Here is a 25,307-nt window from a genome sequence, read left to right as displayed (position 1 = left end):
AGTTATCTTTTTAATGAAAAATGACCTCTCAAAACAGGTTTCGTATTGTCAATCTTTAAGGCATACCAATAATCTGAGGCAGGTAAAGGAATTTTATTAAAAGTGCCGTCCCAGCTCATTCTGGAAACACTTAATTGGGCTAATAATTTTCCGTATTGGTCAAAAATAGTGACTTGTGCTTGCGGATAATTTTCCATTCCCGCAACTTCCCATAAATCATTATAAGAATCATTATTAGGTGTAAAAAAGGCAGGAAAAACAAGTACAACGAAGTTTTGTGCTGTGCCGCCACAGCCGCTTTTTTCCTTTACGTAAGCAGTTTGTAATCCTCCTGGCACATCGTAAAACACATTTGAATCCTGAAAATTTAATCCATCAACAGAATATTCAAAATAGTCTTGTTCTTTTGCGAGATAAATTACAACTCTGGTTCCGTTTATGTCGATACGATCAATTTTCGGAATCTCATGCTCCTCCACTTTAATTGTTTTTCTGCTGGTACAGCTTTCGGGAGACGGACTTGTAACATCAACTGTATAAGTTCCTCCTGTGCTGATTTCGGTTGTTTGAGTTGTTGCTCCGTTTGACCATAAATAAGTCATTCCAGCAACTCCAGCATCCAATGTTTTCTTTTGAAATTGGCACATCGAAACTTCTTCATCTATAACAGCAGGTGGTGTATAAATTTTGATATTTACTGGAGTACGATTGGTATTGATGCAACCATTGTTAGAACTTTCTGCATAATAAATTGTTGCCGACGAAAGTATAGGAGTTGTGAAATTATTACCAGTAAATATACTTGTCCCGCCCGCTGCACTTGTGTACCAATTAATAACTCCAACATCTGTACTGGCTTGAAGATTTACAGTTCCAGGACCACATCTTGAAACATCTGAAGATGCTACAGTTGGCGTTGCAGAAGTTTTGTTGACAACAGCAATTACTGATTTACGGTTTGATTCACACCCTGCGTCAACATAATAAGTTGTTGTTGTATTTAGTATTGGGGTAGTATAAGAGCTTCCTGTAGCAATAGGAGTGCCGCCAGTTGCTTGACTGTACCAATTGATTGTTGCGCCAGCAGTTGCCGTTGCATCTATAGTGAAATTTCCTGAATCACATACAGGTTTAGGAGTAAGTACAGTTGTAATTGTCGGAATTGTAATTTTCGTACTTGCAGCTATTTGTAATGGAAGTTCTCCAGGAGATCCGCCATATTCTACAACATATCCTTTGGGCTGGTAGTCGCCACTTGTGTCTCCTGTATTTGATAAATCATTCCAAGAGCCTTTTATTCCCACTCCGGGCTGAGTGATGTGGGCATATTTTTCATTCCCGCCTTGATTGTTAGGTTCGCCAGTATTCCAGAAAGCAAAATTTGGAGTTGATCCGTTTCCTGTTCCATTCCAAAAAATTGTTCCTGCTTCTGGACCAGTTACCCATTTCCAAACACCTTCAGTTTCGGCATCGCTTCCGCCAATCCAGCCAGTTCCCGAAGCCTGTTCCCCAATCAATTTTGCTTCGTCTGCAGATAAAATAGTGGCTAAATATCCTTTAAGGCCATAATAAGTACTGGTGTCGGCAGCATCTCTTGCCGCTGTCCAAGTTATTCCGATACTGGGAACAAATAAATAATAGTGTTGTGTAGATGGTAAATAGTTCGCTTGACCAATAGTGATAGAAAAAGTTCTTGTCCCGGATGCAGTGGCTGATGAATTTGTAAAAACAACATCTTTAACGGCTTCTACAAAATCAGAATATAAAACATCTAATCCAGTTGGGCTTGATAATTTTAATTTTCCAGAGGTAGCATCCCAGCTTGCCACAATAGTAGGATGCAAAGCCGGATTTGAAAGTGAAAGCTGTTCTAAGCCACTAGAATAACCGGATGAAATCTGAATGTAGACTGCTTGTGTTCCTGTTTCTGCAGGATCATGTGTAATGCTAAAATCAGTTACAATTTTTATAGAATTTAAAGGACAGTACAATTGATCTCCAGTTGCCTTAATTACAGGAGGAGTTATCGCTAATATTGTTTGTGTGCTGTTTTTTTTATTCGACTTAAGAGTGTCGTTTATTTTTGAAATTGCAGTTTTATCTAAAGTTTTAAATATTTCATTCGCATGAGATGAATTAAAACTTAAAATAAAGAATAAAATTAATATTTTAAAGAAATTGATACTTTTCATTTTATAAAAGTATCAATTTTATAATAATAAAAAAATATATTTCAATTTCTAACATTTGAACTTAGAATCAATTAGAAAATAACATTTACAGTTACGAAACTGTATTTGGCCAATTTAATTTCTGAAATAAATCCCAAACTACAATTCCGGCGCTGACTGCAATGTTCAGAGAATGTTTCGTTCCTAATTGTGGAATTTCGATACAGCCGTCACAAATAGCAACCGCTTCTTGTGCTACACCATAAACTTCATTTCCAAAAACTAAAGCATATTTTTGATTTTTCTCCACTTTAAAATCTTGAAGAAAAATAGCACTTTCAACTTGTTCAATAGCAAGAGTCAGTACATTGTCTTTTTTTAGATTTTCAATAACTTCCAAAACATTTTCATGATGTTCCCAAGCAACAGTTTCGGTTGCACCAAGAGCAGTTTTATGAATTTCTTTATTGGGAGGAGTTGCTGTAATACCGCACAAAATTATTTTCTCAATCAAAAAAGCATCTGCAGTTCTAAATACAGATCCGATATTGTGCAAACTTCGAATATCATCTAATACTAATATTAGAGGTGTTTTCTCTGATTTTTTAAAATCTTCAATTGATTTGCGTTCCAGTTCGCTATTTTCAAGTTTTCTCATTTGTGGTGCATTCAGGTCATAAAAAAAGCTTCCAAAGATAAGGAAGCTTTTTCGATTATTTTATTTTGTTTTCAGATTAGCTTTTTACAGGATCTGGTAAAACTGTACCTTTAATTGTAAGTACTTTTGTTGGTTGTCCTTCAGCATTAGAAGTAACAGTTACTGTTTTTGTAAAAGCACCAACTCTGTCAGTAGCATATTTTACACCAATAATACCTTTAGCACCTGGAGCGATTGGCTCTTTTGGAGTTGTTGGTACAGTACAACCACAAGATCCTTGTGTGTTTGTAATGATTAATGGTTTAGTTCCGTTGTTTACAAAAACGAACTCACGTTTTCCATCAGCATTGTGAGCGATAGTCCCGTAGTCAATAGTTTCTGTTTCAAAAGCCATACCAGCTCCTTCAACTTTAGCAACTTTAGCTTTTTTAGCTTGAGCATTAGAAGCTGTAATTCCAACTACAGCTAACATAGCAATTAAGATTATTTTTTTCATCTTTTAGAGTCTTTGTTTTAATTATGAACAAATCTATGTAAAATTCTTAAATGTCAACTTAAAAATTTCTTAAAATATTTTAATTTTTGAAGTCTTCTATATGCCACTAAAATATTATAAATTCGCTGTCATAAATTTTCCATTAAAAATACAATAATTTGGCAGCGAAAGAGAAAGTGGTGAAAGAAACACCCTTAATGAAACAGTACAACGAAATCAAGAGAAAATATCCTGATGCATGTCTGCTTTTCAGAGTAGGTGATTTTTATGAAACCTTTGGAGAAGATGCTATTAGAGCTTCTAAAATTCTTGGAATAACACTAACAAAAAGAGGTGCGGGTTCTGAAACTGAAACAGCTTTGGCTGGTTTTCCACATCATTCTATTAATACCTATTTGCCAAAATTAGTAAAAGCCGGACTTCGTGTTGCTATTTGCGATCAGCTTGAAGATCCGAAAATGACTAAAACCATCGTAAAACGCGGTGTTACAGAACTTGTGACTCCGGGAGTTTCTTTAAACGATGAAGTTTTACAATCTAAATCGAATAACTTTTTGGCATCTGTTTATTTTGCTAATAAAAATATCGGAATTTCTTTTTTGGACGTTTCAACAGGAGAGTTTTTAACAGCTCAAGGAAATGCTGAATATATAGATAAGCTTTTGCAGAATTTTAATCCGAGTGAAGTCCTGGTTCCTAAAAACAATAAAATTGATTTTAAAGATGCTTTTGGAGATGATTTTCATAGCTTTTATTTAGAAGATTGGATTTATAAGGAAGATTACGCTTTAGAAACTTTAACCAAACATTTTCAAACTGTTTCTCTAAAAGGGTTTGGAGTCGAGGAATTAAAAGAAGGAATTATTGCTTCTGGAGCTATTTTATATTATTTGTCCGAAACACAACACAATCGTGTACAGCATATTACTGCGATTCAACGTATTGCAGAAGATGCTTATGTTTGGATGGATCGTTTTACAATCAGAAATTTAGAATTATATCATAGCTATAATCCCAATGCAGTTACACTTTTAGATGTAATTGACAGAACGCTTTCGCCGATGGGAGGACGTTTGCTAAAACGCTGGCTGGCTTTGCCTTTGAAAGATAGTAATAAAATAAAAGGACGTCATGATGTGGTTTCGTATTTGAAATCTAATCCTGAAGTGCTGCATAATATTCAGTATCAGATCAAACAGATTTCAGATTTAGAACGTTTGATTTCTAAAATTGCTGCTGGAAAAGTTTCTCCTCGTGAGATTGTTTATTTGAAAGAATCGCTAGATGCAATTATTCCAATAAAAACTTTGGCATTACAAAGTCCGCAGGAAGCAGTCAAAGTGATTGGAGACAGTTTGCATGCTTGTGATTTATTACGAGAAAAAATCAAAACAACTTTAAATCAAGATGCTCCTGTAGCAATTGCAAAAGGAAATGCGATTGCAAAAGGTATTAGTGAAGAGTTAGATGAACTGCGTGCGATTTCTACTTCTGGAAAAGAATACTTAGAAGGAATTGAAAAAAGAGAATCAGAAAGAACGGGAATATCGTCTTTGAAAATCTCATTTAATAATGTTTTTGGATATTATATTGAAGTTCGAAATACGCATAAAGACAAAGTTCCAACAGAATGGATTCGAAAGCAGACTTTAGTAAATGCTGAACGTTACATCACAGAGGAATTAAAAGAGTACGAGACCAAGATTTTAGGTGCTGAAGAAAGGATTCATAAAATCGAAACGGATCTTTTTGAGCAATTAGTAGCTTGGATTGCAACTTATATTAAGCCAGTTCAAATGAATGCGAATTTGGTCGCGCAATTAGATTGTTTGTGCTCGTTTACACAATTAGCTGTAGAGAATCAATATGTTTGTCCAGAAATTGATGAAACTTTCGAATTAGAAATCAAAAATGGTAGACATCCTGTAATCGAAAAACAATTGCCAGTAGGAACACCATATATTGCGAATGATGTTTTCTTAGATAGGGAAACCCAGCAGATTATTATGATTACCGGCCCTAACATGTCTGGTAAATCGGCTATTTTGAGACAAACAGCTCTTATTGTTTTGTTAGCTCAAATGGGAAGTTTTGTTCCGGCAGACAGTGTTAGAATGGGAATTGTAGATAAAATCTTTACTAGAGTAGGAGCTTCTGATAATATTTCGATGGGAGAATCTACTTTTATGGTAGAAATGAATGAAACAGCATCTATTTTGAATAATATCTCAGACCGCAGTTTGGTTTTATTAGATGAGATTGGAAGAGGAACAAGCACGTATGACGGAATTTCGATTGCTTGGGCGATTGCTGAATTCTTGCACGAACATCCATCAAAACCTAAAACTTTATTTGCGACGCATTATCATGAATTGAATGAGATGACAGAATCGTTGCCTAGGATTCAGAATTACAATGTTGCAGTAAAAGAATTAAAAGACACTGTGCTTTTTATTCGAAAACTGGTAAAAGGAGGAAGTGCACATAGTTTTGGAATTCACGTTGCAAAAATGGCAGGGATGCCTCAGATTGTAATTTTAAAAGCACAAAAACTTTTAAAGAAATTAGAGAAGAACCATTCTAGCGATGCTTTAAACGGAATCAAATCTACAAATGATGAAATGCAGATGAGCTTCTTTAATTTAGATGATCCCTTGTTGGAAGAAATAAAAGAAGAGATTTTAAGCCTTGATATAAACGCGATAACTCCAGTAGAAGCGCTGATGAAGCTGAATGAGATAAAAAGAATGCTGGTAAGAAAATAATTTTCATATTTAAAGTTTAGGTTATCAGAAAGTTATAAAATAAGTGTAATTTTTTTTCAAAAAACGCTTGTGTAATTGAATAAATGTCCTAAATTTGCACTCGCAATACAGAACAAGTCAAGTATTGCAGTTCTTACTAGAATTTGAAACGCGAAAATAGCTCAGTTGGTAGAGCGCGACCTTGCCAAGGTCGAGGTCGCGGGTTCGAGCCCCGTTTTTCGCTCAAGACCATATAATGCTCGGATGGTGAAATTGGTAGACACGCTGGACTTAAAATCCAGTGAACAGCAATGTTCGTGCGGGTTCAAGTCCCGCTCTGAGTACTAAAGCCTCTTCTTTTGAAGAGGCTTTTTTTATTGTGTAAACTCAAGTTAAAAATAAATTTACAAAGTAAATTTATTTTTAAGAATCTAAGAATCTAAGAATCTAAGAATCTAAGAATCTAAGAATCTAAGAATCTAAGAATCTAAGAATCTAAGAATCTAAGAATCTAAGAATCTAAGAATCTAAGAATCTGAAATCTCCAATCTAAAATCTAAAATTGTAAATGGGTGCCTTTGTAATTAGTAAGCGATTTAATGATGAATATAAATTTGTGTTTACTTCCAGAAAAGGGAAGGTGATATTTACGAGTTTGAGTTATGAATTGAAATTTGAGTGCGAGGAAGATATAGAGAAGTTTAAATTAAATGTCGAGCTTGCTAGGTTTTTAAAATTTAAAGGTTCTGGCGGAAAATACTTTTTTAAACTGATGCTTGGCGAGGTTCACTTCGCGACAAGTCGAAAATACACCACAGAATTGCTTTTACAGAAAGGAATTAAAGAAATAGTGACGTATTCTTCAAGAGCGGAAATTTTAGACTTCTCATCAAGTGATTCGATTTTTGAAGATGAGGAGGTTGTTGAGGATGAAATGGAGTGATTGGAAAAAAAATAAATTCAAACAAAAAGAAATCCCGAATTCCAATATTGAAAATATTGGAATTCGGGATTTCTTTTTGTTTTTCTTTTTGGCTTCAAATTCTTGGAATTTTCAAAAATATAAGCACAAAAAAAACCATCTCAAGGATGGTTTTAAAATCTTTAGAACTTAGGTTCTAATTATTTTTTTACTTCTTCTACTTTAGCAGCAGCAGAGTCAACTTTTGCAGCAGCAGAGTCAACAGTTGCAGCAGCAGAATCAACTACAGCAGCAGCAGAATCAACAGTTACAGCAGTAGAATCTACAGTAGTTTCAGCTGCAGCGTCAGCTTTTTTACAAGATACAACAGTTAAAACAGCAACAACAGCTAAACTTAAAAATACTTTTTTCATCTTACTTTATTATAAAAGGTTAATTATTAATTCGTGGCAAAGATATAAATTTTTTAATATGTAAAATATTTTTTCACTTTTTTTTTAAAATATTTTCCCTGCTCACGTTTATCTTATTCATCAAAGAATATGCCAAAATAGTAAAAAAATATTATATTATTGTATTTTTTGTGTAATTTATTTTTCGTTGAATATTCAATAAAAAAAATAGCAGTTTGTATTCTATAAGCTGCAGTTTATTTTGCTTTTAATTGAATATTCTGCATCGTTTAAAACGCAAAATAAGCTTGTTTAAGCGCTTTTTATTCAAAATACGATGCAGAAATATGGTTTTCTGATTTTAAATCGTTTCTGAGACGATTTTCATTATCGTATTTGTAGCTCCTCTATTATCTTGAATATAATCTTTGCAGATTAGACTTTTTTCTTTCAAAAAGTTTGTATCAGAAAGTAAGTGATCAAATTTTTCTTTTAATTCTTCTTTATTAGAGATTACAGCGCATCCTCCAATTTTTACTAATTCTACTCCTTCTGCAAAATTTGAATAATTTGGACCAATTATAATGGGAATCCCAAAAGTTGCCGGTTCTAAAACATTGTGAATTCCAGGATTTCCAAAACCGCCACCAACGTAAGCAATTGTACCGTAGCTGTAAATTTTGGTCAGTAACCCAACTGTGTCAATAATAAAAACACTATAATTTGATAAATCGGAAACGGTATCTTTTTCTGAAAATAAAACAGTTGATTTTGTAATCTGTGATTTTAGAGCTGCAATCTGATCTTGTTTAATATTATGAGGAGCAATGATGAATTTTATGTTCTCAGGAGCTTGATTTATATAATCAGCTATCAAAGCTTCGTCTTTTGGCCAAGAACTTCCTATAACTATTGTCTGATTGTTGTTTTTGAATTTTTCAATAAAATCTACTGAATTGTCTCTTTCTAAAATTGCATTAACACGATCAAAACGAGTGTCTCCAGAAACAATAACATTATGATATCCAAGAGCTTCAATTTTTTCTTTAGATTTTTCATTCTGCACAAAAAAATAAGTAAAGGCATTTAGTGCTTTTCTGTAAAAACCTCCATACCATTTAAAAAACATTTGATTGTCTCTGAAGATTCCGGAAATCAAATAGGTTGGTGTTTTGCTGGTTTCTAATTCCTTTAAATAATTCAGCCAGAATTCATATTTAATAAAAAAAGCCAATTCAGGATGTGCTAGTTTTAAGAACTTCTCTGCATTTCTTTTTGTATCTAAAGGCAGGTACACAGTAACGTCAGCGACATTGTTGTTTTTTCTTACTTCGTAACCTGAAGGAGAGAAAAAAGTAACAATAATTTTGTGCGAAGGATATTTTTCTTTGATTTTTTCAATTACAGGCAAGCCTTGTTCGTATTCGCCAAGCGAAGCAGAATGAAACCAGATCGTTTTATCAGAAGGTTTGATTTTTTCTTCTAAAATGGAAAAAACATTTTTTCGGCCATTTACAAAAAGCTTAATTTTCGGACTAAAAAGCGCTATAATTTTCAGAAAAAACCCCGCAATAGAAACAACTAAATTATATAGAAAAAGCATCTGTTTATTTTTGTGGCTAAATTACATTTCTTTCGATTATTTTCATTGGTTTGAAGGTATTAAATAACTATTTTTGTTCCTCCTTTTAGAGATTCTGGTTTACAAGCTGATCTCTGATTTTAAAAATATATTGAAAATGAAAAAAATTCAAATGGTTGACTTAAAAAGTCAATATGAAAAAATAAAAACTGCCGTTGATGCTTCAATTCAAGAGGTTTTAGATACAAATACTTATATAAACGGGCCATTAGTTCAGCAATTTCAAAAAAATCTAGAAGATTATTTGGGTGCAAAACATGTGATTCCGTGTGCAAATGGTACAGATGCTTTGCAGATTGCCATGATGGGATTAGATTTAAAACCAGGCGATGAGGTTATTACTGCTGATTTTACTTTTGCAGCGACTGTTGAAGTTATTGCATTATTGCAGTTAACTCCAGTTTTAGTTGATGTTGATGTTAATAATATGAATATTGATATCGAGGCGATTAAAAAAGCGATAACACCAAAAACAAAAGCCATTGTTCCGGTACATTTATTTGGCCGTGCTGCCAATATGGATGCGATCATGGAAATTGCAGCTGAACATAATTTATATGTAATCGAAGATAATGCTCAAGCAATTGGAGCTGATTATATTTCAAAATCTGGAACAAAAAGCAAAGTTGGGGTTATTGGTCATGTTGCGGCAACTTCATTTTTTCCATCTAAAAACTTAGGATGTTATGGAGATGGTGGAGCAATTTTTACAAATGATGATAAATTGGCACACATTATCCGTGGAATTGTAAATCACGGAATGTATGAGCGTTACCATCACGATGTTGTGGGCGTGAATTCACGTTTGGATAGTATTCAGGCTGGAGTTTTAAATGCAAAATTACCTTTTTTAAATGAATATAATACTGCTCGCCGTTTAGCAGCTGCAAAATATAATGTGGCTTTCGCTGGAAATGCGCACATCATTACACCAGAATTTGATGCAAATGAAAATGATCACGTTTTTCATCAATATGTATTGAGAATTATAGATGCAGACAGAAATGCCTTGATGCAGCATTTGTTGGATAAAGGAATTCCGTGTGCAATTTATTATCCAATTCCGTTACACTCACAAAAAGCGTATGTGGATACACGTTATAAAGAAGAGCAATTTCCAGTTACAAATCAGTTGGTAAAAGAAGTTATTGCTTTGCCAATGCATACTGAGCTTGATGACGAACAAATTAAATTTATTACAGATTCTGTTTTAGAATTTTTGAAATAAGAAATTAGAAGAAAGAGTATAGACTAAGAGAATAGAAATTAAAAAGATAATAGAAAAGATATTATAGAATTTAAATCTATATTCTTTACTCTATTTTTATAAGCTAAAAAAACATGAAAGTATTAGTAACAGGAGGATTAGGTTTTATTGGTTCTCACACCGTAGTCGAATTGCAAAATGAAGGCTTTGAAGTAGTGATAATTGATAATCTTTCGAATTCTTCAGAAGATGTTTTGAAAGGAATTGCTTCCATAACAGGAAAAACGCCTTTATTCGAAAAAATTGATTTAAGAGAAAAAAGTGCAGTTCATGATTTCTTTAAAAAACATAACGATGTTACTGGAGTTATTCATTTTGCAGCTTCTAAAGCAGTTGGAGAAAGTGTTGAAAATCCACTTTTATACTACGAAAACAACATTAGCAGCTTAGTATATCTTTTACAGGAATTAAAGGAAAAACCTGAAGCAAGTTTTATATTCAGTTCGTCTTGTACAGTTTACGGGCAAGCCGAAAAAATGCCAATTACAGAAGATGCTCCTGTGCAGGCAGCAATGTCTCCTTATGGAAACACGAAACAAATTGGAGAAGAGATTATTACAGATACTGCAAAAGTGACTAATATCAGCGCGATTTTATTGCGTTATTTTAATCCGATTGGAGCACATTCGAGTACTGAAATTGGAGAATTGCCTTTAGGAGTTCCTCAAAATCTAGTTCCGTTTATAACACAAACCGGAATGGGATTGCGTCAGGAATTATCAGTTTTTGGAAATGATTATCCAACTCCAGACGGAACTGCTGTTCGTGATTATATTCATGTTGTAGATTTAGCAAAGGCGCATGTAATCGCATTACAGCGTTTGTTCAATAAAAAGAATTTGCAAAAAGTTGAAACGTTTAATTTAGGAACAGGAAAAGGTAGTTCGGTTCTAGAAGTAATTCATAGCTTTGAAAAAGTTAGCGATAAAAAATTGCCGTACGTAATTAAACCGCGCCGCGAAGGTGATATTACCGAAGCTTACGCAAATACAGATAAAGCAAACAATGTTTTAGGCTGGAAAGCAGAATTAAGCTTAGACGAAGCAATGGCTAGCGCTTGGAAATGGGAACAGAAAGTTCGTTCTTAAATAGTTTTCAGTTTTCGGTCGCAGTTTTCAGGTAGAAACGCACAGCAGTGCGACTAATATCTAGGAATATCATAAAAAATCCCAAATGATTATCATTTGGGATTTTTTATTTATACTCGTCGTCAGTAAACTGAAAACTGCGACTGAAAACTGAACACTAAAAATTAAGCATTCGCAGTAACAGCTTCTTTATCAATTTTATTAATCAAACCAGCTAATACTTTTCCTGGACCAACTTCAGTAAACAAAGTAGCGCCGTCAGCGATCATTTGCTGTACAGATTGCGTCCATTTTACAGGAGCAGTCAATTGAATAATTAAGTTCTTTTTAATTTCGTTTGCATCAGAAACAGCGTTTGCAGTTACATTTTGGTAAACTGGGCAAATAGGAGCAGAGAATGTAGTTGCTTCAATTGCCGCTGCTAATTCTTCTCTTGCCGGTTCCATCATTGGCGAGTGAAAAGCTCCCCCAACAGGTAAAATTAAAGCACGTTTTGCTCCTGCAGCTTTTATGGCTTCACAAGCTTTTTCAACCGCTGCAGTTTCACCAGAAATTACCAATTGTCCTGGACAGTTATAATTTGCAGCAACGACAACACCATCAATAGAAGCACAAACTTCTTCTACAATATTATCAGCTAAGCCTAAAACAGCAGCCATTGTAGATGGAGTAATTTCGCAGGCTTTTTGCATTGCAAGAGCACGTTGAGAAACTAATTTCAAACCATCTTCAAAAGATAAAGTTCCGTTGGCAACCAAAGCTGAAAATTCTCCTAAAGAATGTCCTGCAACCATTTCTGGTTTAAAATCTTCGCCTAAAGTTTTAGCTAAAATAACAGAGTGTAAAAATACAGCAGGCTGTGTAACTTTAGTTTCTTTTAGTTCTTCAGCAGTGCCTTCAAACATAATATCAGTAATTCTAAAACCTAAAATTTCGTTGGCTTTTTCGAATAATTCTTTGGCTAAAGCCGAGTTTTCATATAAGTCTTTGCCCATTCCTGTAAACTGTGCGCCTTGACCTGGAAATACGTATGCTTTCATTTGTCTAATTTAATTTTTACTTTTTTTTAAAATTGAAAATTAGTTTCAATTGGAAGGCAAAAATAGTATTTTTTTAGCTCGTATAATCCTTAAACATATAAATCCATGCTAATCTTGAAAATCGGAGGTTGAAAGAAGTAAGCAAAGTAATAACAATTGCAATGATCGGAATGATTCTTAAATCGAAATTTGTTTCAAAGAAAAACTGTGCAACACAATAGGTTGCAATACCCTGAGCGACTGTTAATCCGTAGTTTACATACATAGCGCCAAAGAAATACCCAGGTTCTTTTTGGAATTTATAATGGCAGTGACTGCAGTATTCATTCATTTTTGGAAGTCCAAAAGTCAAAAATATATTTTTGTCTGTAAACACTTTTCCTTTATGACAAACAGGACATTCGTTACTTAAAATATGAGTTAATGCATTTGACATGATCTTGTTGTTTTTTATTTATACAAAGGTAATATAGAGCTGCATAAAAGTCTTTTTTATATCTTCGCCACTTATAGCACAATAAAGACATTTAGCATGAAGAAATATCCGATTTATAGTGTTCAGAATTTTAGTTGCAATGATATTCACCGAGATTTTTATGTGAATACTTTTAAAGAGCATCTAAAAAGCCACAGTTTTGTCGAAGAACCGCATCGTCACGATTCCTATTTAATGGTGTTTTTTACGAAAGGTTCAGGATTGCACGAGGTCGATTTTGATCAATTCGAAATCAAAAGAGGAAGTCTATTTGTTCTCCAGCCAGGACAAATGCATCATTGGAGTTTGTCTGAAGATATTGAAGGCTTTGTGATTATCTTTTCGCAGGAACTTTATAATTTGTATTTCGGACAGAAAAATATCAACGATTACAATTTTTATCATTCGATTCATAATCGGCCGGAAATGGTTTTTGAAGCAAAAGAAATCCCAAAAATCCAGCCTTATTTTGATTTGCTGATTCAGGAAAATAATGAAAATAACAAATATCAGCTCGACAAGATGCTGAATTTATTAGATTCAATTCACATCGAAATTGCTCGCAAATACGGTGAAACCTATTCGCACCAAACACATTCGTATAATATTAAAATCAATAAATTCGAATCGCTTTTAGAAGAATATTTCAGAACGGAAAAACTGCCATCTTTTTATGCAGAAAAACTGAATATCACCCTGAAACATTTAAACAGAATCTGCAATGAAATCCTCCAAAAAACTGCTACTGAAGTGATTACAGACCGCGTAGTTTTGGAAATAAAAAGAATGCTGATCGACAAACAATTAGCCGTAAACGAAGTTGCCTTTAAAGTAGGCTACGAAGATTATTCGTATTTCTCCAGATTCTTCAAAAAACAAACTGGAATGTCTCCAACGGAATTTCGAAATATAAAATGAAGTCGAAGTTCCAAAAAAAAATCCTGCACTTCCTAAAAAGTGCAGGATTTTTAACCAACCAAATTAAAACCTATTATAAAGTATTAAGCTTGTTTTACAAATTGTAATTCAATGTTTAAACGAACTTCTTCACCTACTAAAACGCCTCCAGTTTCAAGAGCTGAGTTCCAGTTTAAACCCCAATCTTTACGATTAATTTTTCCTTCTATGCTTAAACCTACTTTTGTATTTCCCCAAGGATCAGTCATGATACCGCTAAATTCAACAGGGAATTTTACTTCTTTAGAAACACTTTTGATTGTCAAATCTCCAACTATTTCGTAATCTCCATCATCGATTTTTTTGAATGATGAAGCTTTGAAAGTTAATTTTGGATTGCTTTCTGCATCAAAAAAGTCTGCACTTCTTAAGTGTCCGTCTCTGTCTGCATTTGCAGTGTCTACAGAAGCAATATCAGCAGAAAATTCGATTGCTGCGTTTTCAAAATCATTTCCTTCTGTAGTAATTGTAGCGTCATATGTTCCAAATTTTCCTGAAACATTTGTAAACATCATGTGTTTAACTTTAAAACCAATTTCTGAGTGAGTTGGGTCAATTGACCATTTTGTAGTTGCCATAATTTTATTTTTTTAAATAATTAATTTCATTTTGATAGGACAAAGTTACTTCGACTGTCTTCATTTGGCACTTAACCTAGATTAAGAAATGAAATAACTTTTTGATTGTCCGTTTTGTTTATTTTGTTTTTGTTTGAAAAATTGCTGTCGAATTAATAGTTCATTGGAATATCCATTAATAAAAATTCAGCATCTGTATTGGCTTGAATTTTTAAAATGTCAGTTCCCGAAATTCCAACTGCATCACGAGTGTTTAATTCCTGACCGTTGATGGTTAAGTTTCCTTTTAAAACAAAAGCGTAAACGCCGTTTCCTTCCTTTTTAATTGTATATTCTGTAGATACACCTGAGTCAAAATTACCCATATTGAACCAAGCGTCTTGGTGAATCCAAACCCCTTCATCATCTGCATTGGGAGATAAAATCTGAGAAAGTTTATTATGTCTGTCCGCAACATCCAAGGTGATTTGTTGGTAACGAGGCGCAACGTTTCTTTTGTTCGGAAACAACCAGATTTGCAATAATTTAGTCTGCTGATCTGCATTTGGGTTAAACTCACTGTGCTGCACTCCAGTTCCGGCACTCATTACCTGAAGATCACCATTTTTGATGATTTCAGTATTTCCCATACTGTCTTTGTGCGCCAAATCACCTTCTAACGGAATCGTAATGATTTCCATATTATCGTGAGGATGCGTTCCAAAACCCATTCCGCCTGCAATTGTATCGTCATTCAAAACACGAAGTGCTCCAAACTGAATTCTATCTGGATTGTACCAGCTTGCAAAACTAAAACTATGATAAGCATTAAGCCATCCGTGATTTGCGTTTCCTCTTGTTTCTGCTTTATGTAATACTATATTTTCCATGATCTTATTGCTTTGTTATTTTTATAGTACAAAGATACCGCCAAGGCCAAGGAAAAGCACTTAATCTAGATTAAGAAAGGTTTTTGGGTTTTTGAGGTTTTTAGATTTTAGGTGCAAAGGCTCAAAGTTGCAGAGGTTCAAAGGTTTTAAGGTAGAGGCGCACAGTAGTGCGTCTAACACACAGTTTGTCATCTCGACGAAGGAGAGATCACACAAGTGGCTCGACAAAGATTGACGATTACAGGATTGGAGTTTCTTGTGTGATCTCTCATTCGTCGAGATGACAAGATTGTAAGAAGATATGTTTAGTTAATTATATTCAAAGTGAAATAAAACTTTGCGACTCGCGTCTTTGCGAGATTTTTTAAAAAAACTCCTATTACTTAATCCTAATCAATTTCCCTTTCCCAACCACTTCATCAAGATAATTCGCAGCTGAACTTTTCTTATCATGCATGAAAAATTCAATAGTATCTTTTTTGATTTGATCTTTTGGGATACTTATAATTAAATCAGTATTTATGAAATTGTCTAACAATATTACATTGCCATAAGAAATTTTTCCTTTTGGCATAAACTTGTTATCAAAGACAAAAACACTATCCCTAAAAGTAATTTTATCTTTTTGGATATAGACATTGTCGTTTTCAATTAAATAATTATAACGTCCGGTAAGTTTTTCTGTTTCCTGATTGAAGCTAATAAAAAACAGCGTTATTATTAAAGCAAAATATTTCATAACGTTCTAACTATATTGATTAATAAACTGCTGTACAACAAAATCTGTGTTGTCGTGGCGTTTTTTCATTTCCAGGGCAATCGGCGGTGCAGCTCTTTCGAGACAGTTTTTTACATCGCAGGTTTCACACGTAACACCAACGATTCGTTTAATAAGAGGTTTTCCTTCAATGAATTTAAATTTCTTTTTCATTGTTGGATTAATTAAAATTCCAACTGAAATGCTTCTAATATTATTTTCTACAAAAGGGTCTTTTGTTGCCGATGAAAAAACCAAATATTCATTCCCGCTATGTACATAACTCGAAATTTGAGCATCAAAAAAATGCGGTTTATTTTGTCTGATGGCTTCATTTATGGTTTTTACCGAAACCCATCTTCTGCAATAATGCTCATTGGTTTCGTTAGCGTGAGGTTCTTGCTGATTTGTAATATGTAATTCTTTTTTTATCTGATAAACATCTGAACCAATAGGATGTGACATTCTTAAAAAGAATAAATTTTTCAGCTGAAAATCTTTCGGTAATAAATTCGTTAAGCGCTGATAAAACGATTCCGGCGAAACTTCAAAGCTTTCAATTAAAGAAACAAATTCTTCTGGATTTGGCTTTTCATTATTTAGGAAATTATTGATTTTGTCCACAACCAATTTTCTCGGCAATAATAAAGCGCCTGCAAAATAAGAAGCATAAAAATTGTTCAAAACCTGATCGAAATTTTCAAATTTAATCCAGCTGAATGTCAATAACCGATCTGAAATTTTTAAATAATTATAAGCAATTTCTTTAGCTAAAATAAAAGCTTTCTGCGGCGCGTCAAGTTCTGTTGAAAGTAGTAAAGTTCTGCTTTTCGGAACATAAATCGAACGCAAATCGCCCAAAGCTTCCTGATCGGTAAAAGCGATTTCTTTTATATTGTATTCGTATTCTTCTTTTAGAATGGCTTCTAATTCTTCAATGCTGATTTTAGAATCTAAATTGATCTGAAACGACTTCGAAAACGTAATTACTCTCTCTTCTAAATCCTCAAAATAATTACTGTGCGCTTCCTGATACGATCTTAAAGCGGCTAAAAAAAAACTTTCACGACTTAAATTATAATGCTGTGCAATTTCTATAATGGTACTAATAAAGGCATTGACTTTAGCAGGAGCATTAGCAATAATATCTATTAAATCCGCTTCCTGAATTCCGAAAAGGTCAAGCGGAATCTCTTTTAGAATTCCAGATTTTAGAATTTCGCCAATAGGAGCCAGGTTGTTATCGAGTTTTAAAGACACCATTTGGTCATATGTCACATCCAAATGTTTGCATAAAAGCAAAATTTTGTCTGCTTTTGGATATTTTTTTCCCTTTTCAATTTCGTTTAAATACGATTTTGAAAGATTCGTCAATTTGGCTAAGCCAAAAAGAGAAAGATTTTTTTGAGTTCTGACTTGCTTGAGTTTAAGCCCAAATATCAGCTTTATATAGTCTTTTTCGATATCCATAATATCAAATGTAACTGATTTACAAATAATCGCCAAAAAAATATTTTTAAATTTTAGCGAACGTTCGCTATTTTTATAAAAAACTTTTTGTAACATTGTAGTATAAAATCTATTAGCTATGAAAAACCAATTAGAAATTACCGAAAAGGCGATGGAGTTTTTAGCCGAAAAGAAGCTTCGTTATCCAAAGATCTGGACAGAAGAAGCGATTGCTTTTATAACTGAACTGCATAGAAAATTCGAATCACAGCGAAAACTATTGCTTTTGCAGCGCGAGCAAAAACAAGTCACTTTTGATCAGGGAATCATGCCGGTTTTTATTCCAGAAACCAAAAGTATCAGGGAAGGCAATTGGACAGCAGCCGAAATTCCGAAAGATTTATTAGACCGAAGAGTAGAAATTACTGGACCCGTTGATCGCAAAATGATTATCAATGCTTTAAATTCAGGCGCCAAAACTTTTATGGCCGATTTTGAAGACAGCACTTCGCCAACCTGGCAAAATTTGATGGAAGGCCAGCTGAATTTAATCGATGCGGTAAATAAAACAATCACGTTTACTGATTTGGTGAAACAGAAATCGTATCATTTAAATGAAAAAACGGCAACACTAATTGTGCGTCCAAGAGGTTTGCATCTGCCAGAAAAACATCTTTTAATTGAAGGGAAAGAAGTTTCGGGTTCTTTGGTAGATTTTGGTTTGTATGTTTTTCATAATCATAAACGACTTTTAGAAAATCATTCTGGACCGTATTTCTACATTCCGAAATTAGAGCACTATCTGGAAGCACGCTGGTGGAATAATGTAATTGATTTTACCGAGGATTACTTGAAGCTGAAAAGAGGAACGATAAAAGTAACAGTTCTAATTGAAACCATTACAGCAAGTTTTCAGCTCGATGAAATTATTTACGAATTAAAAGAACATATCGTGGGTTTAAACTGCGGACGCTGGGATTATATTTTTTCTTACATCAAAAAGTTTAGAAAAAATCCAAAATTCATCGTTCCGGACCGAGATCAGGTAAATATGACTTCACCTTTTATGAATGCGTATTCCAATTTGGTTATTCAAAGATGTCATAAAAGAGGCATTCACGCCATCGGCGGAATGGCCGCGCAGATTCCGATTCGAAATAATGAAGAAGCTAATTCCATCGCTTTCGCGAAAGTGAAAACCGATAAAGAACGCGAAGTTCGAAATGGTCACGACGGAACCTGGGTTGCACATCCGGATTTGGTTTCGCTGGCAAAAGAAATCTTTGATAAAGGAATGCCGACTCCAAACCAGATTCATATTAAAAGAGAACATCGCAAAATTACAGAAGCAGATTTGATTGAACCACCAATCGGAATAATCACTGAAAACGGCGTTCGAAAAAATATCAATGTTGGAGTTTTGTATTTAGCTTCATGGCTGAACGGTCAAGGCGCGGCAGCATTGCATAATTTGATGGAAGATGCAGCAACTGCAGAAATTTCAAGATCGCAATTATGGCAATGGCTTCAAAATAAAGTGCTTTTGGATAATGGACGAAAATTAGATTTGGCTTATTATCATGAATTGGCTTTAGATGAATTCAGAAAAATTAAAGAAGAATTAGGCGAAGAAAATCACGAAAAACAGCAATTTCCACTGGCTGAAAAAGTACTGGAAAGATTAGTCGTAAGTACAGATTTCGTTGATTTCTTAACGATTCCGTGTTACAAATATTTATAAAAAAAATCTGCTAAATCTGCGAGATCTGCGGGCGAATAATTTTCTCACGCAGATTTGGCAGATCACGCAGATCGAATGTGAATGAAAAGATCTGCGCAGATCTTCCGAATACTATTTATTTAAGTCGAGTTAAAACTGATTACTGATTACTGATAACTGAGACTGAAACTATAAACTTTACTAACCACTTTAACTAAACTATTTATGAAAACAACAGAAGACAGAATTCAGGAATTGATTAACGATTGGATTACGAACCCGAGATGGAAAGGTGTTGAACGTCCTTATACTGCTGCAGAAGTAGTTACGCTTCAGGGATCTTATCAAATTGAGCATTCTATTGCTAAAATGGGAGCGCAAAAATTATGGAGAAAGTTAAAAAGTCAGGATTATGTAGCTGGTTTGGGCGCTTTGACCGGGAATCAGGCGATTCAGGAAGTCGATGCGGGTTTAGAAGCAATTTATTTAAGCGGCTGGCAGGTTGCTGCTGATGCAAATTTGGCTGGAGAAATGTACCCAGACCAATCGCTTTATCCCGTAAACAGCGTTCCGATGGTGGTTAAAAAAATCAATAATGCTTTACTGCGCGCCGACCAAATTCAAACGGTAAATGAAGTTGAAGATAAAAAAGATTATTTAGTTCCGATTGTGGCTGATGCCGAAGCGGGTTTTGGAGGAAATCTAAATGCTTTCGAATTAATGAAATCAATGATTGAAGCCGGAGCTTCTGGAGTGCATTTTGAAGATCAGTTGAGTTCTGCTAAAAAGTGTGGACACTTGGGCGGAAAGGTTTTGGTGCCAACGCAGGAAGCGATTAATAAATTAATTGCAGCACGTTTGGCTTCAGATGTTATGGGCGTTTCAACTTTAATTGTAGCAAGAACCGATGCTGATGCGGCCAATTTATTAACAAGCGATGCCGACCCAAGAGACAGAAAATTTTTAACTGGAGAAAAAACTGCCGAAGGTTTCTTCTACGTAAAAAACGGAATCGAGCAGGGAATTGCAAGAGGCTTGAGCTACGCACCTTACGCTGATTTAATTTGGATGGAAACCAGCAATCCAGATTTGGATTATGCGAGAAAGTTTGCTACGGCTATGAAAAAACAATTTCCAGATAAAATGCTGGCTTACAATTGTTCTCCGTCTTTCAATTGGGCAGCAAAATTAACGGTTGCCGAAATGGAAACGTTTAGAGAAGATTTGGCTGCAATGGGTTATAAATTCCAATTTATTACTTTGGCGGGATTCCATGCTTTGAACACCAGTATGTTTGAATTGTCAAAAGCTTATAAAGAACGAGGAATGGCAGGATATTCTGAGTTACAGGAACGTGAATTTGCTTTACAGAAAAACGGATTCCGAGCGGTAAAACACCAAGCGTTTGTGGGAACGTCTTATTTTGATGCGGTTCAAAATACCGTAATGATAGGAAAATCAACCATAACAGCGATGAAACATTCTACAGAGGTTGAGCAATTTTAATTCAAAAGAAAAACCAGTTCAACATTGAACTGGTTTTTTTGTTTTTCACCATTAAGATATTAAGGGAGTTAAGTGTTGGTATATGAAGAAGATTAAGCCTTTCTCTTAATGTTGAAATTATTTTTTATTTCTTCAAAAGCCTCGCTTTCATTTTACTGAAAAATTCTGGCGTCACTCCAATAAAAGACGCAATTTGTTTTTGAGGAACTTTGTGAATTAAGGTTCCGTATTTTTTACTGAATTTTTCGAAACGTTCTTCCGCAGGTAAACTTAAATTGTCCATTAATCTTTGCTGATTCGCAACTAATGAATTTTCAATTAAAATTCTAAAAAAGCGTTCCAGTTTTGGAATCTCCAAATACAATTGTTCCTGATTTTCTTTAGATAAAGAAACCACTTCTGCGTCTTCTAAAACTTCAATAAAAAGCTGTCCAGGTTTTTGCGAAAAAAAACTGTACATGTCGCTCATCCACCAGCCTTCGCAGGCAAATGATAAAACATGCTCAACTATATTATCATTAATATTAAAACTTCTTAAAATTCCGGAGTTAACGAAATAAGAGTGTCTGCAAACTTCTCCCGCACTTAATAAAATAGTTTTGGTTTTGTATGTGTTAGTTTCGAGTTTAGATAAAAAAAGCGCCTGCTCTTCAGGGGTTAGCGAAACGTGTTTGGCTATATTTTCAAGAATTAACTCCATTATTTTTGTTTTATCAAAGTGAATGAAGTAGCCTTAAAACGATTGTTTTCTATTTTTCCAGTAACCGAAGCTTTGCGGATTGCATTGCAAAAACCATCTTTTGCATGTGCGTCGCCATGTTCATCAATTGTTGTTCCGTCAACGAAATAAGGTTTTCCGTCAATGCGAACCGCTAAATCACAGCCATTTCCTTTCATTCCAAATTGGCATTCGCCACAAGCGGTTTCTACAATTTGCGGTTTTTCGACTGTTTTTTTATCCTGAGCTTGGGTTGCGATTCCGATAAATAGGAATACTATAAATAGTGCTTTTTTCATTTTTAAGAATTTACGGTTATTAATTTGGAGGTTTCTTTGGCACGTTCTATCACTTCTTCAATTGGGGTTATTAATGAATCATTCGCTAAAACAACGCCCATTCGGCGGTAGGGTCTTGAAGTTGGTTTTCCAAAAATCCTGAAATCAGTTTTTGGTAAAGCGGCGACTTTTTCGATTCCGCTGAAAGTTGGATTTTTTGAATCTTCTGATGCTAAAATTACGGCACTTGCTCCGGCTTTTTCTAAGGTTATTTCAAAAATTGGAAGACTTAAAATTGCACGTAAATGCAATTCAAATTCGTTAAAATTCTGCGTTCCGGCCAAAGTTACCATTCCAGTATCATGTGGGCGAGGAGAAAGTTCAGAGAAATAAACACCTTCATTGGTTAAAAAGAATTCAACGCCAAAAAGCCCTGCGCCTCCAAGTGCTTCCGTGATTTTTTCGGCCATATCCTGTGCTTCGTACAAATCAGCTTCAGAAACTTGTGCCGGCTGCCAGCTTTCCTGATAATCGCCACGTTCTTGTCGGTGCCCAATTGGAGCACAAAACAAAGTTGGATTTCCATTTTGAGTAATCGTCAAAAGCGTAATCTCAGAATGAAAATCTACAAAAGCTTCTACAATAACTTCGATAACATCGCCACGCGAACCTGCAACGGCATATTGCCATGCTTTCTCAATATCACTTTCTGTTTTTATAGTCGATTGCCCTTTTCCTGATGAAGACATCAAAGGTTTTACCACACACGGAATTCCAACTTCCTGAACGGCTTTTTGTAATTCTTCTGCAGATGTTGCGTATTGATATTTGGCTGTTTTTAAACCTAATTCTTTTGAAGCTAAATCACGGATTGCTTTACGATTCATAGTGAAGTTTGCCGCTTTCGCTGAAGGAACAACTGTGATTCCCTGCTTTTCGTAATCGTAAAAACGTTCGGTGCGAATGGCTTCTATTTCTGGAACAATAAAATCGGGTTTGTGTTTGGCTACGATTCGGTCTAAAGCTTCGCCGTCAAGCATATTGATGACTTCAAAACCGTGTGCAACTTGCATCGCCGGAGCATTTTCGTAACTGTCAACAGCTATTATGGTTTGTCCGATTCGTTGTGCGGCAATGACAAATTCTTTGCCTAATTCGCCTGAACCTAGGAGTAGTATTTTCATTTTGGAGTGTTGTATTGTTTGAGTAGTAAAAGTACAGAAAAATGCTTTTAACCGCAAAGTTCGCAAAGAATTACGCGAAGAACGCAAAGTTTTTGTTTTTAAGTGAAAGAAAGATTGCAAAAAGTTTCTCGCAGATTTTGCAGATTCGGCAGATTTTATTTTAGGGTTAATTTTTCCATCACCTAACCACACAGTTTGTCATTTCGAGGAACGAGAAATCGCACTAGAAACTCGACAAAAATTGGTGCTTTACTTTACGGAATCTCGTGTGCGATTTCTCCTTGCGTCGAAATGACAAGATTGGCGTAAATAGCAACATAAAAAAAAGATTCGCAAAGATTAAATATAAAATCTTTGCGAACCTTTGCGTAATCCTCTGCGCTCTTTGCGGTAAAAACCGTTGCGGTTAAATAATATTAATGAAAATGATCTTCTTCAATTTCAAATTCAGCATCTTTTTCCCAGATTTCCATTTCACAAGGTTTGCAGTTGAATTTTAGTTTGTATTCTAACTCACCTTGCTTTAATACCAATGGTTCTTTTACTTTAACGCCCACGATATCTTTTTGATGTATCGGACATTTTTTTAATTCGTATTTGATGCAATATTTGGTTGTCATTACACGAGATTTTCCTGGATCCCATTGTAATTCAAATGCTTTTTCGATTTCGGTAACACCGTGACGTTCGTAGAATTTACGAGCTGTTTTGTTTGAAACATTGTACATGAAATCTAATTTGGTTTCAGGGTACGGATGCGACGTTTTTACCAATTGGTGTTCTTCGCGTTTGTAATTTGCCAAACGAATTTCGGTTAACTGATCGTAAACAGTTCTTCGCATTTCGTTGATTTTTGAAATAGGAAGGAACCAGTTTTGAGAAAACATAATATTGATTTCATTAGCAGTATAAGGTGTGAAACCTGTTTTTGCCAATTGTGTTTTTATATTTTCTTCGATAGATTCGCCTGTTTTAGTCTGTTCTTTTGGGTGTTCTAAAGTAACGGTGCTTACATTTCCGTCTTCATCGGTTGCGATTAACTCGAAGCCAGTTTCTGTTTCTGTAAGTAATAAAGTTGTACTTAATTTACGAACGGCACTGTCTTCTCTTTCTACAATTTTGATAAAAGCGGCGTCATTATTTCTATAGATGAAAGTTCCGTCTTTAACTTCTTTTAGAACGTTTGGATATATTTTACCGTTTTCGGCTTTGTTTACATAGATTCCGTCGGCTTCATTGTTTTCGTTGATAAAACAAAGTCCGTCACCGTTGTTTAGTAATTCACCGTTTTCGATTTCATAAGCGTTTCCAACAGTTCTGATCAATTTACCAATATACTGCCCTTTTGATTTTGGGCTTTCCCAAGAACCAATAGAGCTGTGTCTTTCGTTTACAAAATAATCCGTATAACCGCGGTTGAAAGTTCTGCTTAGAGAAGAATCAAAAGTGTAGGTACAAGTTCCCGAAGAAGCTTTCATGTATTTTTCGCTTCCTGCTCCTTCTAAAAAGCTGTCTAGTTTTTGACGTAAGTAAGAAACGTTGTTTTTAACATAAACAACATCTTTTAATCTTCCTTCGATTTTAAAGGAAACAATTCCAGCTTCAATCAAATTCGGAATTTGATCTGAAATATCTAAATCTTTTATCGAAAGTAAGTGACTGTTTCTGATTAAAGTTTCTCCGTTTCCGTCGATTAAGTTATACGGTAAACGACAGTTTTGCGCGCAAGAACCACGGTTGGCGCTGCGTTCTCCATTAGCCACACTCATATAACAGTTTCCGCTAAAAGAAACACATAAAGCTCCGGTTACGAAAAATTCTAACTCAACATCAGCATGATCGTAGATTGTTTTAATTTGATGAAGGTTTAATTCACGCGCTAAAACCACACGTTTGATTCCAGCATCTTTAAGGAATTTAATTTTATCTGCATCACGATTATTGGCTTGTGTGCTAGCGTGAAGTACAATAGGAGGTAAGTCCATTTCCATAATCGCCATATCCTGAATAATCAAGGCATCAACACCAATATCATATAATTCCCAAATCATTGAACGACACGTTTCCAGTTCGTTATCGTACAATATGGTATTCATAACAACAAAAACCTGAGCATTAAATAAATGCGCATATTGTACCAAAGCAGCAACATCTTCAATAGAATTGTTGGCATTAGAACGTGCACCAAATTGTGGCGCACCAATATAAACTGCATCGGCCCCACTGTTTATGGCGGCCATTCCTCCAATTAAATCTTTAGCAGGAGCTAATATTTCAATTTTCTTCTTCATTTGTAGAACTTTAGGCTTTTGTGGTATTCACGGAAAAAAGTTTGCAAAGTTCTTACAAATATTTCGAGTTTGCTAATGATGAAGGGATTTTTTTGAAATAGTTAA

At 34.7% G+C, this 25,307-nt stretch carries 22 protein-coding genes and 2 tRNA genes; 9 read left to right on the top strand and 15 right to left on the bottom strand.

Annotation, left to right across the window (positions count from 1 at the left end):
* Positions 1–2: 2 nt before the first annotated feature.
* The 3 genes from IRZ83_RS17705 to IRZ83_RS17695 all read right to left on the bottom strand — a co-directional run bounded on the left by IRZ83_RS17705 (position 3) and on the right by IRZ83_RS17695 (position 3,325).
* The gene (locus IRZ83_RS17705) at positions 3–2,192 is read right to left on the bottom strand and encodes a T9SS type B sorting domain-containing protein (RefSeq protein WP_194570538.1); all 2,190 of its coding nucleotides are present in this window, start codon (positions 2,190–2,192) and stop codon (positions 3–5) included.
* 91 nt (positions 2,193–2,283) lie between these two features.
* Complete coding sequence (locus IRZ83_RS17700; RefSeq protein WP_194570537.1) at positions 2,284–2,829, bottom strand: RNA methyltransferase; 546 nt, start codon at positions 2,827–2,829, stop codon at positions 2,284–2,286.
* A gap of 76 nt (positions 2,830–2,905) precedes the next feature.
* On the bottom strand, positions 2,906–3,325 hold the full coding sequence (locus tag IRZ83_RS17695; RefSeq protein WP_029273217.1) for a DUF1573 domain-containing protein: 420 nt from the start codon (positions 3,323–3,325) through the stop codon (positions 2,906–2,908).
* 158 nt (positions 3,326–3,483) lie between these two features.
* Here IRZ83_RS17695 and mutS point away from each other — a divergent pair, with 158 nt between their 5' ends.
* The 4 genes from mutS to IRZ83_RS17675 all read left to right on the top strand — a co-directional run bounded on the left by mutS (position 3,484) and on the right by IRZ83_RS17675 (position 7,012).
* Complete coding sequence (gene mutS / locus IRZ83_RS17690; RefSeq protein ID WP_194570536.1) at positions 3,484–6,090, top strand: DNA mismatch repair protein MutS; 2,607 nt, start codon at positions 3,484–3,486, stop codon at positions 6,088–6,090.
* Between the two features lie 150 nt (positions 6,091–6,240).
* Positions 6,241–6,313, top strand: a tRNA-Gly gene (locus IRZ83_RS17685).
* Positions 6,314–6,327: 14 nt separating this feature from the next.
* Positions 6,328–6,413: transfer RNA gene (locus tag IRZ83_RS17680), tRNA-Leu, on the top strand.
* A gap of 224 nt (positions 6,414–6,637) precedes the next feature.
* On the top strand, positions 6,638–7,012 hold the full coding sequence (locus IRZ83_RS17675; protein ID WP_029273219.1) for a hypothetical protein: 375 nt from the start codon (positions 6,638–6,640) through the stop codon (positions 7,010–7,012).
* A 179-nt stretch (positions 7,013–7,191) separates the two neighbouring features.
* Here IRZ83_RS17675 and IRZ83_RS17670 read toward each other — a convergent pair whose 3' ends face one another.
* Both IRZ83_RS17670 and IRZ83_RS17665 read right to left on the bottom strand, forming a co-directional pair.
* Positions 7,192–7,404, bottom strand: coding sequence for a hypothetical protein (locus tag IRZ83_RS17670; protein WP_029273221.1), 213 nt, complete (start codon positions 7,402–7,404; stop codon positions 7,192–7,194).
* A 340-nt stretch (positions 7,405–7,744) separates the two neighbouring features.
* A complete protein-coding gene (locus IRZ83_RS17665) occupies positions 7,745–8,986 on the bottom strand; it encodes a 3-deoxy-D-manno-octulosonic acid transferase (protein ID WP_194570535.1) in 1,242 nt (413 codons plus the stop codon).
* Positions 8,987–9,122: 136 nt separating this feature from the next.
* Between IRZ83_RS17665 and IRZ83_RS17660 the strand changes: the two genes are divergently transcribed.
* Positions 9,123–10,253, top strand: a complete 1,131-nt coding sequence (locus IRZ83_RS17660) for a DegT/DnrJ/EryC1/StrS family aminotransferase (protein ID WP_194570534.1) — start codon at positions 9,123–9,125, stop codon at positions 10,251–10,253.
* A gap of 113 nt (positions 10,254–10,366) precedes the next feature.
* Positions 10,367–11,380, top strand: a complete 1,014-nt coding sequence (gene galE, locus IRZ83_RS17655) for a UDP-glucose 4-epimerase GalE (protein WP_194570533.1) — start codon at positions 10,367–10,369, stop codon at positions 11,378–11,380.
* 164 nt (positions 11,381–11,544) lie between these two features.
* Here the strand turns inward: galE and fabD are convergent, their stop codons facing one another.
* Both fabD and IRZ83_RS17645 read right to left on the bottom strand, forming a co-directional pair.
* Positions 11,545–12,420: an ACP S-malonyltransferase gene (fabD, locus tag IRZ83_RS17650; protein WP_194570532.1), complete on the bottom strand. Its 876-nt coding sequence runs from the start codon at positions 12,418–12,420 to the stop codon at positions 11,545–11,547.
* Positions 12,421–12,493: 73 nt separating this feature from the next.
* Positions 12,494–12,856, bottom strand: coding sequence for a DUF983 domain-containing protein (locus IRZ83_RS17645; RefSeq protein WP_057117300.1), 363 nt, complete (start codon positions 12,854–12,856; stop codon positions 12,494–12,496).
* 96 nt (positions 12,857–12,952) lie between these two features.
* Between IRZ83_RS17645 and IRZ83_RS17640 the strand changes: the two genes are divergently transcribed.
* Positions 12,953–13,813, top strand: a complete 861-nt coding sequence (locus IRZ83_RS17640) for a helix-turn-helix domain-containing protein (protein ID WP_194570531.1) — start codon at positions 12,953–12,955, stop codon at positions 13,811–13,813.
* Between the two features lie 83 nt (positions 13,814–13,896).
* Here IRZ83_RS17640 and IRZ83_RS17635 read toward each other — a convergent pair whose 3' ends face one another.
* The 4 genes from IRZ83_RS17635 to IRZ83_RS17620 all read right to left on the bottom strand — a co-directional run bounded on the left by IRZ83_RS17635 (position 13,897) and on the right by IRZ83_RS17620 (position 17,526).
* Entirely contained in the window at positions 13,897–14,430 is a 534-nt protein-coding gene (locus IRZ83_RS17635; RefSeq protein WP_194570530.1) for a YceI family protein, read from the bottom strand.
* A 152-nt stretch (positions 14,431–14,582) separates the two neighbouring features.
* Positions 14,583–15,299 carry a pirin family protein gene (locus tag IRZ83_RS17630; RefSeq protein WP_194570529.1) on the bottom strand — a complete coding sequence of 239 codons (717 nt, stop codon included), beginning with the start codon at positions 15,297–15,299 and terminating at the stop codon, positions 14,583–14,585.
* A 379-nt stretch (positions 15,300–15,678) separates the two neighbouring features.
* Positions 15,679–16,038, bottom strand: a complete 360-nt coding sequence (locus tag IRZ83_RS17625) for a hypothetical protein (RefSeq protein WP_194570528.1) — start codon at positions 16,036–16,038, stop codon at positions 15,679–15,681.
* Between the two features lie 6 nt (positions 16,039–16,044).
* The gene (locus tag IRZ83_RS17620; protein ID WP_194570574.1) at positions 16,045–17,526 is read right to left on the bottom strand and encodes a helix-turn-helix domain-containing protein; all 1,482 of its coding nucleotides are present in this window, start codon (positions 17,524–17,526) and stop codon (positions 16,045–16,047) included.
* A 118-nt stretch (positions 17,527–17,644) separates the two neighbouring features.
* Here IRZ83_RS17620 and aceB point away from each other — a divergent pair, with 118 nt between their 5' ends.
* A complete protein-coding gene (aceB, locus tag IRZ83_RS17615; RefSeq protein WP_194570527.1) occupies positions 17,645–19,246 on the top strand; it encodes a malate synthase A in 1,602 nt (533 codons plus the stop codon).
* 204 nt (positions 19,247–19,450) lie between these two features.
* The gene (gene aceA, locus IRZ83_RS17610) at positions 19,451–20,731 is read left to right on the top strand and encodes an isocitrate lyase (protein ID WP_194570526.1); all 1,281 of its coding nucleotides are present in this window, start codon (positions 19,451–19,453) and stop codon (positions 20,729–20,731) included.
* Positions 20,732–20,855: 124 nt separating this feature from the next.
* Here aceA and IRZ83_RS17605 read toward each other — a convergent pair whose 3' ends face one another.
* The 4 genes from IRZ83_RS17605 to IRZ83_RS17590 all read right to left on the bottom strand — a co-directional run bounded on the left by IRZ83_RS17605 (position 20,856) and on the right by IRZ83_RS17590 (position 25,202).
* Entirely contained in the window at positions 20,856–21,431 is a 576-nt protein-coding gene (locus IRZ83_RS17605) for a Crp/Fnr family transcriptional regulator (RefSeq protein ID WP_194570525.1), read from the bottom strand.
* Positions 21,431–21,748: a DUF6370 family protein gene (locus IRZ83_RS17600; protein WP_194570524.1), complete on the bottom strand. Its 318-nt coding sequence runs from the start codon at positions 21,746–21,748 to the stop codon at positions 21,431–21,433. Before IRZ83_RS17600 ends, IRZ83_RS17605 begins: the two co-directional genes overlap by 1 nt.
* Before the next feature lie 2 nt (positions 21,749–21,750).
* A complete protein-coding gene (purT, locus tag IRZ83_RS17595; RefSeq protein ID WP_307300492.1) occupies positions 21,751–22,926 on the bottom strand; it encodes a formate-dependent phosphoribosylglycinamide formyltransferase in 1,176 nt (391 codons plus the stop codon).
* A gap of 401 nt (positions 22,927–23,327) precedes the next feature.
* Complete coding sequence (locus IRZ83_RS17590) at positions 23,328–25,202, bottom strand: peptidase U32 family protein (RefSeq protein WP_194570522.1); 1,875 nt, start codon at positions 25,200–25,202, stop codon at positions 23,328–23,330.
* Positions 25,203–25,307 lie beyond the last annotated feature (105 nt).

Source organism: Flavobacterium sp. JLP (assembly GCF_015350755.1).
Classification (GTDB): domain Bacteria; phylum Bacteroidota; class Bacteroidia; order Flavobacteriales; family Flavobacteriaceae; genus Flavobacterium.
Note: the sequence above shows the minus strand (reverse complement) of the source record. Positions and strands in the feature narration are given on the sequence as shown.